18 protein-coding genes are annotated in these 17,431 nt (G+C 69.6%); 6 read left to right on the top strand and 12 right to left on the bottom strand.

Annotated elements, in window-relative coordinates; genetic code table 11:
* Positions 1-174: 174 nt before the first annotated feature.
* The 9 genes from pstB to DEJ01_RS09410 form a co-directional block, all read right to left on the bottom strand.
* Positions 175-954, bottom strand: a complete 780-nt coding sequence (gene pstB / locus DEJ01_RS09450) for a phosphate ABC transporter ATP-binding protein PstB (protein WP_027466631.1) — start codon at positions 952-954, stop codon at positions 175-177.
* 49 nt (positions 955-1,003) lie between these two features.
* Entirely contained in the window at positions 1,004-2,089 is a 1,086-nt protein-coding gene (pstA, locus tag DEJ01_RS09445) for a phosphate ABC transporter permease PstA (RefSeq protein WP_111024123.1), read from the bottom strand.
* Positions 2,090-2,102: 13 nt separating this feature from the next.
* A complete protein-coding gene (pstC, locus tag DEJ01_RS09440; protein ID WP_071404716.1) occupies positions 2,103-3,053 on the bottom strand; it encodes a phosphate ABC transporter permease subunit PstC in 951 nt (316 codons plus the stop codon).
* Between the two features lie 139 nt (positions 3,054-3,192).
* Positions 3,193-4,299, bottom strand: a complete 1,107-nt coding sequence (pstS, locus tag DEJ01_RS09435; RefSeq protein WP_071404717.1) for a phosphate ABC transporter substrate-binding protein PstS — start codon at positions 4,297-4,299, stop codon at positions 3,193-3,195.
* Positions 4,300-4,586: 287 nt separating this feature from the next.
* Complete coding sequence (locus tag DEJ01_RS09430) at positions 4,587-5,534, bottom strand: NUDIX domain-containing protein (protein ID WP_111054094.1); 948 nt, start codon at positions 5,532-5,534, stop codon at positions 4,587-4,589.
* The gene (locus DEJ01_RS09425) at positions 5,531-7,696 is read right to left on the bottom strand and encodes an RNA degradosome polyphosphate kinase (RefSeq protein ID WP_071404719.1); all 2,166 of its coding nucleotides are present in this window, start codon (positions 7,694-7,696) and stop codon (positions 5,531-5,533) included. Before DEJ01_RS09425 ends, DEJ01_RS09430 begins: the two co-directional genes overlap by 4 nt.
* 116 nt (positions 7,697-7,812) lie before the next feature.
* Complete coding sequence (locus DEJ01_RS09420; protein WP_111029055.1) at positions 7,813-8,406, bottom strand: hypothetical protein; 594 nt, start codon at positions 8,404-8,406, stop codon at positions 7,813-7,815.
* Positions 8,407-8,489: 83 nt separating this feature from the next.
* The gene (mshD, locus tag DEJ01_RS09415) at positions 8,490-9,332 is read right to left on the bottom strand and encodes a mycothiol synthase (RefSeq protein WP_111054093.1); all 843 of its coding nucleotides are present in this window, start codon (positions 9,330-9,332) and stop codon (positions 8,490-8,492) included.
* Positions 9,332-10,015 (bottom strand): response regulator transcription factor, encoded by a 684-nt coding sequence (locus DEJ01_RS09410; RefSeq protein WP_017888078.1) that lies wholly within the window; start codon positions 10,013-10,015, stop codon positions 9,332-9,334. Before DEJ01_RS09410 ends, mshD begins: the two co-directional genes overlap by 1 nt.
* Positions 10,016-10,154: 139 nt before the next feature.
* Between DEJ01_RS09410 and DEJ01_RS09405 the strand changes: the two genes are divergently transcribed.
* The 3 genes from DEJ01_RS09405 to DEJ01_RS09395 all read left to right on the top strand — a co-directional run bounded on the left by DEJ01_RS09405 (position 10,155) and on the right by DEJ01_RS09395 (position 12,257).
* Entirely contained in the window at positions 10,155-10,436 is a 282-nt protein-coding gene (locus DEJ01_RS09405) for a hypothetical protein (RefSeq protein ID WP_128780538.1), read from the top strand.
* A gap of 136 nt (positions 10,437-10,572) precedes the next feature.
* Complete coding sequence (locus DEJ01_RS09400; RefSeq protein WP_027466617.1) at positions 10,573-11,175, top strand: FABP family protein; 603 nt, start codon at positions 10,573-10,575, stop codon at positions 11,173-11,175.
* A complete protein-coding gene (locus DEJ01_RS09395; protein ID WP_111092801.1) occupies positions 11,175-12,257 on the top strand; it encodes a folate-binding protein YgfZ in 1,083 nt (360 codons plus the stop codon). The genes DEJ01_RS09400 and DEJ01_RS09395 overlap by 1 nt, the downstream gene beginning before the upstream one ends.
* A gap of 95 nt (positions 12,258-12,352) precedes the next feature.
* Here the strand turns inward: DEJ01_RS09395 and DEJ01_RS09390 are convergent, their stop codons facing one another.
* Positions 12,353-13,126, bottom strand: coding sequence for an SAM-dependent methyltransferase (locus DEJ01_RS09390; protein ID WP_071404723.1), 774 nt, complete (start codon positions 13,124-13,126; stop codon positions 12,353-12,355).
* Between the two features lie 44 nt (positions 13,127-13,170).
* Between DEJ01_RS09390 and DEJ01_RS09385 the strand changes: the two genes are divergently transcribed.
* A complete protein-coding gene (locus DEJ01_RS09385; protein ID WP_071244006.1) occupies positions 13,171-13,917 on the top strand; it encodes a phosphoglyceromutase in 747 nt (248 codons plus the stop codon).
* A gap of 182 nt (positions 13,918-14,099) precedes the next feature.
* On the opposite strand, the gene DEJ01_RS09380 is transcribed toward DEJ01_RS09385, so the two are convergent.
* Positions 14,100-14,648, bottom strand: a complete 549-nt coding sequence (locus DEJ01_RS09380) for an AAA family ATPase (protein WP_035809234.1) — start codon at positions 14,646-14,648, stop codon at positions 14,100-14,102.
* A gap of 50 nt (positions 14,649-14,698) precedes the next feature.
* Entirely contained in the window at positions 14,699-15,367 is a 669-nt protein-coding gene (gene phoU, locus DEJ01_RS09375) for a phosphate signaling complex protein PhoU (protein WP_027466613.1), read from the bottom strand.
* A 146-nt stretch (positions 15,368-15,513) separates the two neighbouring features.
* On the opposite strand from phoU, the gene DEJ01_RS09370 reads away from it, so the two are divergent.
* Positions 15,514-16,680, top strand: coding sequence for a cell wall metabolism sensor histidine kinase WalK (locus tag DEJ01_RS09370; protein ID WP_071404724.1), 1,167 nt, complete (start codon positions 15,514-15,516; stop codon positions 16,678-16,680).
* Entirely contained in the window at positions 16,677-17,357 is a 681-nt protein-coding gene (locus tag DEJ01_RS09365; RefSeq protein ID WP_027466611.1) for a response regulator transcription factor, read from the top strand. Before DEJ01_RS09370 ends, DEJ01_RS09365 begins: the two co-directional genes overlap by 4 nt.
* Positions 17,358-17,431: the final 74 nt, after the last annotated feature.

Genomic DNA, 17,431 nt, shown 5'->3' with positions numbered 1-17,431 from the left:
TGCGTGCGCATCGAGCGACGAACCACGAGTCGATCGACGCGTGGATCGTCGGAACATGCGCACGTCCCGCGGGTTGCCGTCGCACCCGGCGCAACCACGAAGGCCCGGTGCGCGTCCGTGGCGGACGTGCACCGGGCCTCCAGGCCGTCCGTCAGTGCGACGGACGGATGCCGATCAACCGAAGCGGCCCGAGACGTAGTCCTCGGTGGCCTGCACGGACGGGTTCGAGAACATCGTCGCGGTGTCGTCGAACTCGATGAGCTTGCCGGGGGCGCCGGTGCCGGCGATGTTGAAGAACGCCGTCTTGTCGCTGACGCGCGACGCCTGCTGCATGTTGTGGGTCACGATCACGATCGTGAACTCCTTCTTGAGCTCCTCGATCAGGTCCTCGATGGCGAGGGTCGAGATCGGGTCGAGGGCCGAGCAGGGCTCGTCCATCAGGAGCACGTCCGGCTCGACCGCGATCGCGCGGGCGATGCAGAGACGCTGCTGCTGCCCACCGGACAGACCCATGCCGGGCTTGTCGAGGCGGTCCTTGACCTCGTTCCACAGGTTCGCACCCTGCAGCGAGCGCTCGACGATGTCGTCGGCCTCGGAGCGGGAGACGCGCTTGTTGTTGAGCTTCACGCCCGCCAGCACGTTGTCGCGGATCGACATCGTGGGGAACGGGTTCGGACGCTGGAAGACCATGCCGACCTGACGACGGACGAGCACGGGGTCGACGCCGGCGCCGTACAGGTCGTCGCCGTCGATCTTGACCGAGCCCTCGACCCATGCGCCGGGGATGACCTCGTGCATGCGGTTCAGGGTGCGGAGGAAGGTGGACTTGCCGCAGCCCGACGGGCCGATGAAGGCCGTGACGGTGCGGGGCTCGATGGTGATGTCGACACCCTCGACCGCCTTGAACTTCGAGTAGTAGACGTTGAGGCCGTCGACCTCGATGCGCTTGGACACGTTGATCCTTCTGGGTGGGTGGTGTCGCTGGTTCCGCGGGGGCGGAGGGTCAGCGGCTGAGCTTGGGGGCGAAGAGACGGGTGATGAACCGAGCGAGCAGGTTCAGCAGCATCACGATCAGGATGAGCACGAGGGCCGCGGTCCAGGCCCGGTCGACGAACGGCACCGGGTTGGCGCCCTGCTGCGAGTACTGCGTGTACGCGTACACCGGCAGGGTCATCATCGGGTCACGGAACAGGTTGTAGTTCATGCTCGCGGTGAAGCCGGCCGTGACGAGCAGCGGGGCGGTCTCACCGATGACGCGGGCGATCGAGAGCATGACGCCGGTGGTGATGCCGGCGAGGCTGGTGGGGAGCACGACCTTGAGGATCGTGAGGTACTTCGGCACCCCGAGGGCGTACGAGGCCTCGCGGAGTTCCATCGGGACGATCTTCAGCACCTCTTCGGTGGAGCGCACGACGATCGGGATCATCAGCACCGACAGGGCGACGGAGCCGACCAGGCCGAATCGGGCACCCGGGCCGAGGAACAGCGCGAAGAGCGCGTAGGCGAACAGACCGGCGACGATCGACGGGATGCCCGTCATGACGTCGACGAAGAACGTGATGCCCTTCGCCAGTGCGCCGCGCCCGTACTCGACCAGGTAGATCGAGGTGAGCAGGCCGATCGGCACCGAGATGAGCGCCGCGAACAGCGTGATCTCGAGCGTGCCGATGAGGGCGTGGACTGCGCCGCCGCCCTCGGAGATGACCCCGCGCATCGAGTACGAGAAGAAGTTCGCGTCGAAGCGGGCGACGCCCTTGGCGATGACCGTCCAGAGCAGCGACACCAGCGGCAGGACCGCGATGACGAACGCCGTGATGACGAGCGAGGTGACCAGGCGGTCGACCGCCTTGCGGCCACCCTCGACGATGCGCGAGATGACGACGATGAGGACGTCGAACAGGACCGTGCCGAGGAAGATCGCGGCGACGACGTTGAAGTCCTTGACGGCGCCACCCGCGTTGAGCAGGGCGAAGACCAGGACGAGGGCGACCCAGCTGCCGACGAGGAGCAGCCACGGGACGGAGGCGTGCAGCTTGCCGTTGGCGTAGACGTTGCCGGCGGTGCCGGTCTGACGGAGCGCGAGGGACATCGGGTGCGACCTCTCAGCTGACTCGGCTGCGGACGATGTACCGCGCGAGCATGTTGATGACCAGGGTGATGACGAAGAGGATCAGACCCGACGCGATGAGGGCGTTCAGGGCCGTGCCGGATGCCTCGGCGAACTGCAGGGCGATGTTCGCGGCGATCGTCGAGGGGTTCTGCGACGTCAGCATCTGGAACGTGACGTTCGTCGAGACCGACAGCACCAGCGCGATCGCCATCGTCTCGCCGAGTGCACGACCGAGGCCGAGCATGATCGCGGAGACGATGCCGGACTTCGCGAACGGCAGGACCGACAGGCGGATCATCTCCCAGCGGGTCGCGCCGAGGGCCAGGGCCGCTTCCTCGTTGAGGGTCGGGGCCTGCAGGAAGATCTCACGCATGACCGCGGTCATGATCGGGATCGCCATGACGGCGAGGACGATCGACGCGGTCAGGATCGTGCGACCGGTGCCGGACACCTGGCCGGAGAACAGCGGGAACCAGCCGATGTACTCGTTCAGGAACACGTAGAACGGCTTCACCAGGGGCGCCAGCACGGCGATGCCCCAGAGGCCGTAGACGACCGACGGCACCGCGGCCAGCAGGTCGATGACGTAGCCGAGGACCGGCGCGAGTCGACGCGGCGCGAAGTGCGAGATGAAGAGGGCGATCCCGAGGGACAGCGGCACGGCGATCACGAGCGCGATGAGCGCGGACCAGACGGTGCCGAAGACCAGGGGGCCGACGAAGTCCCAGAAGTTCGTGGCCTTGCCCGGCAGCTCGCCGACCTTGGCGGAGAAGGCCGGGATGCTCTGCCAGACGAGGAACGCTGCGACGAGCACGAGCACGAAGAGGATGAGGCCGCCGGCGATGACCGAGGCGGCGGAGAAGACGCGGTCGCCGACACGGACGACGGGCTTCGGCTTGGTCGGGGTGACGGTGGCCCCTGGCTGGGCCGGTGCGGTCGTCATGGGGTACTCCTGTCGGAGGAACGCCGGGGGAGGCGACGGGTTCTGGGGTGGTGGTGCGCGTCCGGGTGGTGTCCTGGACGGCTGAGTGCCCGGACGCCGGTCGTGTGGGTGGGACCGGCGTCCGGGCGCTCAAGGGGCCTTACTTGATGGAAGCGACCGCGTCCTTGGCCTTCGACGCGAGGTCGGAGGAGAGGGCGGCCGACTTGGCCTCCTTGGCAGCGGCGTCCTGAGCGGCGCTCGAGACGACGTAGTCGAGGTAGCCCTTCACGAGCTCGGCCTTGTCGGCGTCCTTGTACTCCTGGCACGCGATGGCGTAGGAGACGAGGACCAGCGGCCAGGCGCCGTCAGCGGTGTCCTTGCGGTCGATGTCGATCGCGAGGTCGTTGTCCTCACGGCCGGTCGCGATCTTCGAGTCGGCGACGACCTGCGCGGCACCGTCGGCCGAGATCTCGGTCGCCTTGTCGCCGACCATCAGCTTCGCGCGGTCGAGGTCGCCGGCACCGGAGTCGTCGATGTAGGTGATGGCGTTGGTGGCGTTGCCCATCGCGGAGGCGACACCGGAGGTGCCCTTCGCGCTGTCACCGACCGAGTACGGGAAGGTCTGGCTGGGCTCTTCGGTCCAGACGTCCGAGGCGTTCGCGGAGACGTACTCCGAGAAGTTCTGCGTGGTGCCCGAGTCGTCGGAGCGGTGGACGACCGTGATGTCGGCGTCCGGCAGCTTCGCGTCCTTGTTCAGGTCGGCGATCTCGGAGTCGTCCCACTTGGTGATCTTGCCCGAGAAGATGCCCGCGATGGTCTTCGCGTCGAGGGTCAGGTCGCTGACGCCGTCGACCTTGTACGCGATGGCGATCGGGGAGATGTAGACGGGGATGTCGATGCCCTTGGTGTCCGCCTTGCAGGACTCGAACTTGCCCGAGAGCTCCTCGTCCTTCAGCGCGGCGTCCGAGCCGGCGAAGTCCGCGGCACCCGACATGAAGTTCTCGCGGCCGGCGCCCGAGCCGTCCGGGGTGTAGTTCACGGTGACGCCCGAGGCCTCGTTCTGGAAACCGGCGGCCCAGGTGGCCTGCGCGGTCTGCTGTGCCGACGAGCCGGAGCCGGTCAGGGTGCCGGAGAGCTTCGAGTAGTCGCTGCCGCTGGTGGAGGAGGACTCGGTGCTGCCCGCGTCCTCGTTTGCCGCGCACGAGGAGAGCACGACTGCGCCGGCGATCGCGATTGCTGCGATCGAACCGATTCGCTTGATGTTCACAGGGGTCCCTTCGGGAATGGAATGCAGTGGGACCACTGCGGTCCCTGGGCCGGTGCCGACCCGGGAGCGACTGTAGGGACGCGAGGTGACCGCAATCACCCCCGCTGGTGAACGGGAGGTGAACGAGGGGTTGTCCACGTCGGGGCGGCGTGCGCCGCTCCCGCGCAGGGAGCAGGATCGGGGGCACTGTGCGCTCGTTCGGAAGATGCGCACGCATGATCGCGGACGAGCGGTCGGGAGGCCCGGATCGCGTTCCCGGGCGCGGCGCGGCCCCGTCGTGTGGCCGGCTACGCCGGGATCGTGTTGCGGTGCGTCTCGACCGCGACGAGGGTGTCCCCGGCGATGTGCATGACGGAGAAGTCCCCGACGGACAGCATCGCGGCGCGGCGCAGGTCGAAGCGGCCGGAGTCGTCGGCGGTCGCGGTGGCGATCCGGGCGATGATGTCGGGCAGCACCGGGCCGTGCGAGCACAACACGGCGGTCTTGCCCTTGTCGAGCCGACGCCGGACGACGCCCTTGACGTCGGCGGCGCCGCGGTCGTGGGCGTCCTGGCTGATGTCTGCGGTGCTCGAGACCCCGAGCTTCGTCGCGGCGGACAGCGGTTCGACGGTCGCGAGGCACCGCGCCGCCGTGCTGCTCACGATCTTCTTCGGGCCGAACGCCGCGACCGGTGCGGCGGCTGCCTTGGCCTGTGAACGGCCGACGGGCAGCAGTGGACGGGTGGCGTCGGGGCCGTCCCAGTCCGAGCCGGGCACCGTCTTCGCGTGGCGCAGGGTGATCAGGGCGAACGTGCGGTGCTGTCCGGCGGCGGCGCGTTCGGCGAACCGGTCGAGGATCGCGACGTCCCGCTCGTACGTCAGGCGGTTGCGGGCGTCGTCGATGGTGACCCACTCGAGCGCCGCGACCTCGTGGTTCGGCTCGAATGCCCCGGCGCGGGCGTACTCCTTGGCCGAGACCCGGGCCGCCCAGTAGTGCACGACCTTGTCGCGGCCGTTCGGCAGCACGTACTCGGCGGTGCCGAGCGGTGCGCCGAGGTGGACGCGGTACCCGGTCTCCTCGTCGATCTCGCGCACGGCGGTCGTCGGGACGGCCTCGCCCGGGTCCACCTTGCCCTTGGGCAGGGAGACGTCCTTGTGGTGGTCGCGGTGGATGAGCAGCACGAGGGGTGTGCCGTCCTGTTCGCGCCAGACGACCGCACCCGCAGCGACGACGGGGCCCGAGGGACCGCCGCTCACCGAGTCGAGCGCTTCCGGGCCGAGATCTTCCGCATGGTCACATTCTGCACGTCCTCGAGCGGACGGCCCGCATCGTCCGTGGAGTGCCGTGTCCACTCGCCGTCGGACTCCAGGTGCCACGAGCTGGCGGTGTCGGCCATCGCCAGGTCGAACATCTCCTGGACCTCGTTGATGTGGTCCGGGGCGACCAGCCGCACGAGCGCCTCGACGCGTCGGTCGAGGTTGCGGTGCATCATGTCGGCGCTGCCGATGAACACCGCGGGGTCGCCGTCGTTGTGGAACGCGAACGCACGGGAGTGCTCGAGGTAGCGCCCGACGATGCTCCGCACGCGGATGGTGTCGCTGACACCTTCCATGCCCGGCTTGAGCGAGCAGATGCCGCGCACCCACACGTCGATCGGCACCCCGGCCTGGCTCGCCAGGTACAGCGCGTCGATGATCTGCTCGTCGACCATCGAGTTGACCTTGATCCGGATGCCCGAGGGCTTGCCGGCACGGGCGTTGGCGGCCTCGGTCTGGATGCGCTTGAGCAGGCCCTTCCGCAGGTGCAGCGGTGCCACGAGCAGGCGCTTGAACTTCTTCTCGATGGCGTAGCCGGACAGCTCGTTGAACAGGCGGGTGAGGTCCTTGCCCACCGTGTCGTCCGAGGTGAAGAGCCCCATGTCCTCGTAGATGCGCGAGGTCTTCGGGTTGTAGTTGCCCGTGCCGATGTGGCTGTAGTGCTTGAGTGTCCCGCCCTCTTGCCGGATGACGAGCACCAGCTTCGAGTGCGTCTTCAGCCCGACCAGGCCGTAGACGACGTGCACGCCGGCCTTCTCGAGCTTCCGGGCCCAGGTGATGTTGTTCTGCTCGTCGAAGCGGGCCTTGATCTCGACCAGGGCGAGGACCTGCTTGCCGGCGGCCGCTGCGTCGATGAGCGCTTCGACGATGGGGCTGTCGCCGGAGGTGCGGTACAGGGTCTGCTTGATCGCCAGCACGTTCGGGTCGGCCGCAGCCTGCTCGAGGAACGCCTGCACGCTCGTGGCGAAGGACTCGTAGGGGTGGTGGACCAGGACGTCGTTCGCCTTGATCGCGCGGAACAGGTCGGGCTTCGTGTTCGGTTCACCCGGCTGGAACTGCACCGGGGTGGTCGGCACGTGCTTCGGGTAGTGCAGGTCCGGACGGTTGATCTTGGAGATCTCGAACAGTCCGCCGAGGTCGAGCGGCGACGGCAGCCGGAAGACCTCTTCCTCGGTGATGTCGAGCTCACGCACGAGCAGGTCGAGGGTCACCGGGTCCATGTCCTCGGTGATCTCGAGGCGGATCGGCGGACCGAACCGGCGGCGCAGGAGCTCGCGCTCGAGGGCCTGGATGAGGTTCTCGGCCTCGTCCTCCTCGATCTCGACGTCCTCGTTGCGAGTGACCCGGAACACGTGGTGCTCGAGGACCTCCATCCCCGGGAACAGGTCGTCGAGGTGGTTCGCGATGAGGTCTTCGAGCGGGATGAAGCGCATCCGGCCGGAGTTGTCGTCGGGGAGCTTGATGAAGCGCGAGAAGTTCTGCGGCACCTTGAGGCGCGCGAACTCCTGGCGCTGCGACTTCGGGTTGCGGACCCGCACCGCCAGGTTGAGCGAGAGCCCGGAGATGTAGGGGAACGGGTGCGCCGGGTCGACGGCCAGGGGCATGAGCACCGGGAAGATCTGCTCGTTGAAGTACTCCCGCATCCGCTGCCGGTCGGCCTCGTCGAGGTCGGACCAGTGCTCGATGTGGATGCCCGCGGCGTCGAGGTCGGGCTTGAGCGACCCGATGAAGGCCTGGGCGTGCCGGTCCTGCAGCTCGTGGGCCTTCTTCGCGATGTCCCGCAGGACGTCGCTGGGAGCACGGCCGACGTTGGTCGGGACGGCGATGCCGGTGTCGATGCGGCGCTTCAGGCCGGCGACGCGGACCATGAAGAACTCGTCGAGGTTGGACGCGAAGATCGCCAGGAAGTTCGCCCGCTCGAGCAGGGGCTGCGTGCGGTCTTCACCCAGCTCGAGCACGCGCTGGTTGAACCGGAGCCAGCTGAGCTCGCGGTCGAAGTAGCGGTCCGTCGGCAGCGACTCGTGCTCGATCTCGACGACCTCGTCGAAGTCGTCGAGGTCGGGTGCGACGGATTCGCCGTCGAGCTGCGGTTCGGTGTCCATCCCCACATCCTGCCACCCGGCCCCTGCCACCGGAGGGGCCTCGGTGGACGCTGTGGAAACCGGCGGTGAACCGTTCGGTTGTGCAGGAACGGCCGCGACGGACCGAGGTGCTGCGCTCAGCGCGCGAAGACCTGCACGAACGCGCCCCACTGCGCCGGCGCCCGCTGCTCGAGCCACGCGCAGAACTCGGGGTAGGCGGCATCGATGGACAGGACACTGATCACCCCGCGCTGGCCGTGCACCTTGACGTCCAGGCCGCCGAAGCGGTTCGTCGTGGGCCGGATGTGCTTGATGGCAGCGGGGTCGACGGTCCGGGCGGCACGGAACATCGGCGTGACGACCAGCTGCGAGTCGTACGCCTCGACCCGGCGCCGCTTCTGCCCGACGCCCAGGTAGACGAACAGCAGCCCGAACAGCCCGATGCCGAGACCGCCGAGGAGCATCCCGATCGCCTCGGGGTCGTCGAGCAGGGCGAGTGCGGCCAGCAGGAAGAACCCGCCGACCACGATGAAGACGATCCCGATGATCCGGAGCAGCAGGTAGTTCCACCGGCGAGCGCGGACGGTGAAGAGCACGCCGTACGCCTCGTCCCCGACGACCGCCGACGGGGGGCGCTTCCGGTCGCTCTGGCGGACGAGTGCGGTGACGACGGCGGGGATGGCGACCATCGCGGCCATCGCGAGGAACACCGGCGACGGGTTGAAGTTCACCGGCGTGCCCCCGACCGTGCGTGCGGACGTCGTCGTTCGATGGGCGATCCGCCCTGGTCCCCCTGGATCATGGGCGCAGCGTATCAGTGACCTGAGATTTGCTCCGGCGCCGCGTACTGCACGTCGATCGCGTGCTGGGTGAACCCCGAGCGCCGGTACAGCGCCAGCGCCGGCTCGTTGTCCCCCTCGACGTACAGTGCGGCGGCGGTCAGGCCGCGGCCGCGCAGCCGAGCGGTGCCCGCACGCATGAGCACACCGCCGAGTCGCTGCCCCTGCAGGTCGGGCCGCACGGCGACGGCGTAGAACTCGCCGATGCCGTCCTCGACCTTGAGCCAGCACGAGCCGGCGAGCTGCCCGGAGGCGTCGCGGAGCAGCAGCAGGTCCTCGCCGGAGAACCAGTCGTCGGCCTCGCGGGCGTGCAGGTCGTCGAGCGTCATCCGCCCCTGCTCGGGGTGGTGGGCGAAGGCGGCGGCGTTCAGCGTGAGCCAGTCGGTCTCGTCGTCGGTGCCGGGGCGGAACGCCGACAGCGAGTAGCCGTCGGGCAGCGCCACGTCGGCATCAGCGTCGGCGGCGACGTCCACATCGGAGTCGGCGACGGGCGCTCGGAGCTGCAGCAGCGTGCGGATCGCGCGCCAGCCGAACCGGTCGGCCAGCGCTCGCGCTGCCGGGTGGTCCCCGTGCGCCCACGCGAGCCGCGGAGCGGTCCCGCCGCCCAGCGCGAGTGCCTGCGTCACCAGGGCCGTGCCGATGCCCTGGCCACGGGCCTCCTGGGCGACGACGAGTTCCAGCTCGCCGTCACGGACCACGGCGACCCCGTGGTCGACGGTCAGGACGGTCGCGCGCCCGGCTCGGACGTCCACCAGGGTCTGGTCGGAGAACGGGGGAGCCTCGCCGGGGGCGACGAAGCTGTCGAGGTCGGGCAGCACTACTGCCCCATCAGGCGCTCGGCCTCGTCGTCGTAGACGTTGAAGCGGTACCCGACGTTGCGGACGGTGCCGATGAGCGACTCGAGGTCGCCGAGCTTGGCGCGCAGTCGTCGGACGTGCACGTCGACCGTGCGGGTGCCACCGAAGTAGTCGTACCCCCAGACCTCGCTGAGCAGCTGCTCGCGGGTGAAGACGCGTGACGGGTGGGTGGCGAAGAAGCGCAGGAGCTCGAACTCCTTGAACGTCAGGTCGAGCGGCCGGCCGCGCACCTTGGCGGAGTAGCTGGCCTCGTCGATGACGACACCGGACGCCTGGATCTTCGAGCTCGTCTGGCCCTTCGCCGCACGACCGGCAGACAGTCGGATGCGGGCGTCGATCTCGGCCGGGCCCGCGCTCTCGAGCACGACGTCGTCGACGTTCCAGTCGCTGTTGACAGCGGTCAGCCCGCCCTCGGTGACGACGAGCACGATCGGTGTGGTCGACCCCGACGAGGCGAGGATCTTGCACAGGGCCTTCGCGCTGACCAGGTCGGTGCGGGCGTCCACGAACATCAGGTCGCTCTGCGGGGCGTTGACCAGCTGTGCGGCCTCGGCCGGCACGTGGCGGATCCGGTGGCTCAGGAGGCCCAGGCTCGGCAGGACGTCTCCGGGCGCGGTCGAGGTGAGTACCAGGAGCTGTGCCACAGGACCTCCGGAGGTGGATGACGTCGTGGAGACATCCTAGTGATGCTCGGGAAGGACTCATCCGGCCGGACGGATTGCGCGTCGTCCCGCACCGCACGGCGCGACCACCGCACCGCACGTCCCTGACATGATGGAGCGCGTGACCGAGCCCGTGCACCCCACCGACCAGCGTCGCCTGCGGCTGACGTCCGTCCTGCCGGTCTGGGTGCTGGCGGTCGTCGGGGCCGTGCTCGTGCTGACCGTGGCCGAGCGCGACGCCTTCGCCTGGCTGCTGCTCGTCTTCGTCGCCTGCGTGATGGTCAGCTTCGTGCTGCAGCTCATCACCGCCACGAAGGACGGTCTGGTCGAACGGATCAGCATCGCGTCGTCCGGGGCGTTCGTCGTGGTCCTCGTCACCGCGGTGGTGCTCCTGGCGCGTTGAGCCGAGCCGCGTAGACTCCGAGCATGGATTCGCTGCTTGCGCTCGAGCTCTTCTACGTCGGCCTCCTCGGCCTGGCGTCGCTCGCGATCGCGTTCATCTCGGTGGTCGTCGTCGTGAAGCTGTTCAAGGGCCAGCGTTGATCGAGCTGCCCGAGGGCCTCGCCCCCGAACTGGTCCCGCTGTCGTGGCTGGTCGGCGTGTGGGAAGGCACCGGTGTGGTCGAGTACCCGGTCGGTGACGACGACGAGGTCCGGAACTACGAGTTCGGCCAGCGCGTCAGCTTCAGCCACGACGGCCTGCCGTACCTCAACTACTCGTCGACCACGTGGCTGCTCGACGACGACCACACCCCGCTCGCCGCCGAGATGGGCTACTGGCGGATCGACCGTCCGACCGAGCCGGGCGACCGCGGCCCCGCGATGCTCCTGGGCGACGGGCCCACGCCCTTCAGCACGGTCGAGAGCGTCGAGGCACTCCGCAACACCACGGACGGCTTCGACGTCGAGGCCGCGATCATCCACCCGACGGGCGTCAACGAGCTCTACGTCGGCCGGGTGCTGAAGGGCCGGATCGACCTGTCGACCGACGCCGTGCTGCGCTCGCCGAACGCGAAGGACTACTCCGCCGCGACCCGCCTGTACGGGCTGGTCGAGGGCAAGCTCTTCTGGGCGTGGGACATCGCCGCGCTCGGTCGCGAACTCACCTCGCACGCCTCGGGGCAGCTCGCGAAGGTCGACTGATGTCGGTGTTCGCCGCGCGGGACGGCTTCGTCGCGGCCGACTCCGTCGCCGCGCACTTCGGCAACCCGATCGGGGAGCAGCGCCTGCTGACCCGGGGGCGTGCCGTCGTCGAGCTCGGACTCGGTGCCGTCACCGTCTCCGGACCGGACCGGTTGTCGTGGCTCAACTCGATCACCTCGCAGCAGCTCACCGGGTTGCCGACCGGCGTCAGCACCGAGACGCTCGTGCTCGACCAGGCCGGACGCGTTGAGCACGCGGCTCGCGTCGTCGACGACGGTGCGACGGTCTGGCTGCTCACCGAGCGCGCTGACGCTGCGCCGCTCGCCGGGTGGCTCGACTCGATGCGCTTCATGCTCCGGGTCGAGGTCGCTGACCGCTCCGCCGACTTCGTCACCCTCGGCTGGTTCGGGGCGGACGCCCCGTTCGCGTCCGTCGAGTTGCCGGAACCGCCCGTCGCCGAGTGGGTCGACCCGTGGGGCGCCGTCACGCCGGGCGGATGGGGCTACGCCGACCAGGAGGCCCACCCCGGCTCCGACTGGACCCTCCGCATCGCCGTGGTCACCCCCGGCACCGCGGCCGCGATCGCGGCGTCGGACGTGCCCGTCGCGGGGTTGCTCGCGTACGAGGCGCTGCGGATCGCCGCGTGGCGCCCGACCCTGTCCGACGTGGACGAGCGGACGATCCCGCACGAGCTCGACTGGCTGCGTTCCGCCGTGCACCTGTCGAAGGGCTGCTACCGCGGGCAGGAGACCGTCGCCAAGGTCCACAACCTCGGGCACCCGCCGCGACGGGCCGTGCTGCTGCACCTCGACGGGTCCGATGGCGTGCTGCCGGTGCCCGGAACCCCGGTGCTGCTCGACGACAAGCAGGTCGGTCGGCTCTCGGCCTCGGCGATCCACCACGAGCTCGGTCCGATCGGGCTCGCCGTGGTGAAGCGTTCCCTCGACCCCACCGCGACCCTGCGGCTCGAGGCCGACGACGTCGTGGTGACTGCGGCACAGGAGACCATCGTCCCGCCCGAGGCCGGTGCGACGGCGAACGTCCCGCGCCTGCCCCGCCTCGGAGCCGTCAAGCGCTCCTAGCTCCCCGTTGGCGGTCGCAAAACACCGGTGTTCGCCGGTCGCACCGCGGTTTGCGGGTGTTCGGGGCGCGAACACCGGTGTCTTGCGTCGCAGCGTCAGGCGGGCTCGACGGCCGCCCACGGGACGCTGAGCTCACCGAGCCGCCAGCGCGTCACCCCGTGCAGCACCGGCCAGCCGCGGTCACGCATCCCGCGCACCGTGGCGATCCACCGCTGCCGGGGCCCGTACGTGCCGAGCGGTGCAGCGACCGCCCACGACAGGTCGAGATCGCGCAGGAACGCGTGCACCCGTTCGCCGGGCACGTTGCGGTGGATCAGGGCCTTCGGCAGCCGCTCGGCGACGATCGAGGGCACGTCGAGCCCGGCGAGCCGGAGCGACACCGTGAAGGTCTGCGGTGCGACGTCGTCGAGTGTCACCCACGATGCGACCCGGCCGACCTCGTTGCAGGTCCCCTCGACGAGCGCGCCGCCGGGCTGCAGCCGGTCCTGCATGATCCGCCACGACCCGACCACCGCGGACTCGTCGTACTGCCGCAGCACGTTGAACGCCCGGATGACGGCGGGCCGGCGCTGCCCGGGCGTCGGCGTCTCGAAGCCCCCCAGGCGGAACGTCACGCCGTCGCGGGTGCCTGCGTTCGCGAGCGCGACCCGCGAGGGCTCGATCTCGATGCCGGTCACCTCGACGTCCGGTCGGACGGCGGCCAGCCGGTCGCGCAGCTCGAGGGTGGTGGTCGGCGATGCCCCGTAGCCGACGTCGGCGACGAGCGGGTCGTCCGTCCGGCGCAGCACCGGCAGGGTCGCGATCCACCGGTCGACGCGGCGGAGCCGGTTGTACCCGGTCGTCCCGCGCGTCACGTTCCCGATGGGCATGCGTCAAGGGTACGGGGCCGGTACCGCTCGGTAGACTCGGAGGCATGACCTCCACGCTCGTCCTGCTCCGTCACGGCAACAGTGACTGGAACCAGAAGAACCTGTTCACCGGTTGGGTCGACGTCCGGCTCAGCGAGCTGGGCGAGAAGGAGGCGAAGCGCGCCGGCGACCTCATCGCCGAGTCCGGCATCGTCCCCGACGTCCTGTACACCTCGCTCCTGACCCGTGCGATCCAGACGGCCGACATCGCGCTGCTGCAGGCCGACCTGGCCTGGCTGCCGGTGAAGCGCGACTGGCGCCTCAACGAGCGCCACTACGGCGACCTGCAGGGCAAGGACAAGGCCCAGACCCTCGCCGAGTACGGCGAGCAGCAGTTCATGGAGTGGCGCCGCTCGTTCGACGTCCCGCCGCCCCCCATCGCCGACGACGCCGAGTGGTCGCAGTTCGGCGACCGCCGCTACGCCGAGCTCGGCGACCAGCTGCCCCGCACCGAGTCGCTCAAGCTCGTGATCGACCGCCTGCTGCCGTACTGGGAGTCCGACATCACGAAGGACCTCGCCGCCGGCAAGACCGTGCTGGTGACGGCCCACGGCAACTCGCTGCGTGCGCTCGTGAAGCACCTCGACGGCATCTCCGACGACGACATCGCCGGACTGAACATCCCGACGGGCATCCCGCTGGTGTACGAGCTCGACGACGACTTCACGCCGACGAAGCCCGCGTACTACCTGGACCCCGAGGCCGCCGCAGCCGGCGCCGCCGCCGTGGCCGCCCAGGGCGCCAAGAAGTAGCACCCACGCACGAACGCCCCGTCCGGCATCCGGGCGGGGCGTTCACGCGTGTGGGGCTTCGCGAGAGCGACAGTGGGTCGCGAACGTTCCGCCGACTCCTGTCGCTCTGCCAGGAGGAACGGATCGCCCCGTCGACGACCTGTCGCTTCGACAGCACGGTCGGCCCGACGAGCCGTGGCTGGTCAGACGAAGTGCGATGCAATCTCCTGCACCAGCGCCCCGACGTCGTAGGGCTTCGTCGTGTCGACCCGGATCACCGGCACGCCGGGAAGACCGACGGGCCGGGCGTCGTCGCCATGCTCGTCCCAGAAGGCCAGCACGTCGGCCAGGTCCCCGTGCACCTCGTGCCGCACCGGCACGGTGCCCGGTTCGTACCGGTCGCGCAGCCGCTGCTCGGCGGTGGCGCGGTCCGTGTCGCACCACACCTCGACGGCGCGAGGCGACCCGGCGGACGCGAGTCCGGCCTCCAGGAGGTCGCGGTCACGGGACGGCAGCCAGACGGCGTCGAGGACGACCCCGTTCTCGACGGCCCGCGCCATGGACCACATCGTGTCCATCGCGATGCCGCCGAGCGGCCGCGAGGCGATCATCGGACCGACGACGTCGGCGAGGGGCTCCTTGATGCGGTCCTTCGACAGGAACGGGCAGCCGAGCACCTCGGCGAGTGCCGTACCGATGCTGCTCTTGCCGGAACCGGGCATGCCGTTGACGATGATCGCGACCTGGGCCATGCCACGATCCTCGCAGACCGATCGGGCCGGGTCAGACCGATCGGGTCGGGTCAGACCGCCGCGGTCGAGGTGGACGCGCCGGTCCAGTCGCCGGTCGCCAGGTACTCGACCTTCTTGGCGATCGAGACCGCGTGGTCGGCGAAGCGCTCGTGGTAGCGGGAGGCCAGGGTGGCGTCGACGGTGTCGATCGGACCGCCCTTCCAGGCCTCGCCGAGCACAAAGTCGAAGACGCTGGCGTGCAGCTCGTCGACGGCGTCGTCCTCGTCGCGGATCTCGGCCGACAGCGCGATGTCCTCGGTGGCGAGCAGCCGCGTGAGCTTCTGCGCCATCGCGACGTCGTGCCGGCCCATCTCCTTGAACGTGCTGCGCAGGCCCTTCGGCACGACCTTCTCGGGGAAGCGCTGGCGGGCGAGCTGCGCGATGTGCTCGGCCATGTCGCCCATGCGCTCGAGCGAGGAGCTGACGCGCAGGGCCGTGACGACGACGCGCAGGTCGCGGGCGACCGGTGCCTGGCGGGCGAGGATGTCGATCGCGATCTCGTCGAGGCTGTTCGCGGCGAGGTCGATCTTCTCGTCGTCGGCGATCACCTCTTCGGCGAGGGCGACGTCGGAGTCGCTGAAGGCCTGCGTGGCTCGGGTGATGGCGGACTCGACGAGCCCGGCGATCTCGGTCAGTCGCTCCTGGACGTCCTGGAGTTCCTGCTGGAAGACTTCGCGCATGGGGGAGTACCTCTCTCTGCGTACCGGACGAGTGTCGTCAGCCCAGGTGAACGAACGGTGACGCGGGGCTGAACGCTTCGCGTTCTGGCCTTCCGCAGACGGTGAACGGTACCGGAACCCCGCATGACCATCCCTACACTGGCGGCATGGACAACGCGTGGCTCGTGCCACTGTCGATGCTCCTCGGCGGGGTCTTCGGCGCGGGCGTCGTGGTGCTGATCATCACCGCCGAGCGGACGGCACGTGCTGCCGACGTGGCGGAGCGGACCCTGCCGGACGGCGTCGCAGCGGTCATCGCGACGATGCACAACCCGGCGGTCGTCATCGACCCGTCGAACACCGTCGTCGCGGCATCCCCCCAGGCCCTCACGGCGGGGCTCGTCGTGCGCCGGCGCCTGGTGCACCACGAACTGCTCGAGCTCATCGACCGGGTGCGCAAGAGCGGGGAGATGGGGTCGGAGGACCTCGAACTGCCGCGTGGTCGCCACGGGGAGCTCATCGGCTACCTCAGCTTCCGTGCCGCCCAGCTCGGCAACCGGTACGTCCTGCTCACGGCGGACGACCTGACCGAGAGCCGGCGCATCGACGAGGTCCGCCGCGACTTCGTCGCCAACATCTCGCACGAGCTGAAGACGCCGATCGGCGCCATCGGCCTGCTGTCCGAGACCCTCGTCCTCGCCGCCGACGACCCCGTGCACGTGAAGAAGTTCGCCGCGCAGCTCATCACCGAGTCCGAGCGGCTCGGAGCGCTGACGAAGGACATCATCGAGCTGTCCCGGCTGCAGTCGGTCGACGCGCTCGAGAACAGCGAGGAGACCGGCATCGACAAGATCGTGCAGGCCGCGATCGACGCGAACGAGGTCGTCGCCCGCGCCCGCTCGATCGAGATCATCCGTGCCAAGAAGTCGAAGCTGCGGGTGATGGGCGACCGCGGGCTCCTGCAGGTCGCGGTGTCGAACCTCATCGCCAACGCGGTGAAGTACTCGCCGGACAACACCCGCGTCGGCGTGGGCGTCCGGTCCTCGAAGGGCTTCGTCGAGATCGCCATCACCGACCAGGGCGTCGGCATCCCCGAGGCCGACCTCGACCGCGTCTTCGAACGGTTCTACCGTGTCGATCCCGCACGGTCGCGCGCCACCGGGGGCACCGGCCTCGGGCTCGCGATCGTCAAGCACGTCGTCAGCAACCACGGTGGTGACGTGCGCGTCTGGTCGCAGCCCGGCAAGGGCTCGACCTTCACCATCCGTCTGCCCGAGGCAGATCCCGAACTGACCACAGCACTCGAAGAGCAACTGGAAGAGCAGCCATCGTGACCAAGATCCTCATCGTCGACGACGAGCCGGCCCTGAGCGAGCCCCTGGAGTTCCTGCTGCAGCGCGAGGGGTACGAGACCTCCGTCGCTGCCGACGGCGTGACCGCGCTGTCGAAGTTCGACGCGGAGAACCCCGACCTGGTGCTCCTCGACCTCATGCTGCCGGGCCTGAGCGGCACCGAGGTGTGCCGGCAGATCCGGACCCGGTCGAACGCGCCGATCATCATGCTGACCGCGAAGGACTCGGAGGTGGACATCGTCGTCGGGCTCGAGCTCGGCGCCGACGACTACGTGACGAAGCCGTACTCGACCCGGGAGCTCCTGGCCCGGATCCGTGCCGTGCTCCGTCGCCGCACCGAGGACGACCCGGCGGACAGCGGCATCCTGCAGGTCGGCGGCATCCGGATGGACGTCGAGCGGCACACGGTGTCGGTCGACGGGTCCGAGACCCCGATGCCGCTCAAGGAGTTCGAGCTCCTCGAACTGCTGCTCCGGAACGCCGGCCGTGTGCTGACCCGCGGGCAGCTCATCGACCGGGTGTGGGGTTCCGACTACTTCGGCGACACCAAGACCCTCGACGTGCACATCAAGCGCATCCGCTCGAAGATCGAGCGGGTCCCGTCGACCCCCGAGATCCTGGTGACGGTCCGCGGTCTCGGGTACCGCATCGAGGCCTGAGACGGACGGACAGGAGGCCCGGTGCGAGTCCCTGGGACTCGCACCGGGCCTCCTGTGCGAACGGTCCGGGCGCG

The sequence above is a fragment of the Curtobacterium sp. MCLR17_040 genome (assembly GCF_003234735.1).
GTDB lineage: Bacteria > Actinomycetota > Actinomycetes > Actinomycetales > Microbacteriaceae > Curtobacterium > Curtobacterium flaccumfaciens.
This window is presented reverse-complemented; position numbering and strand designations above follow the sequence as displayed.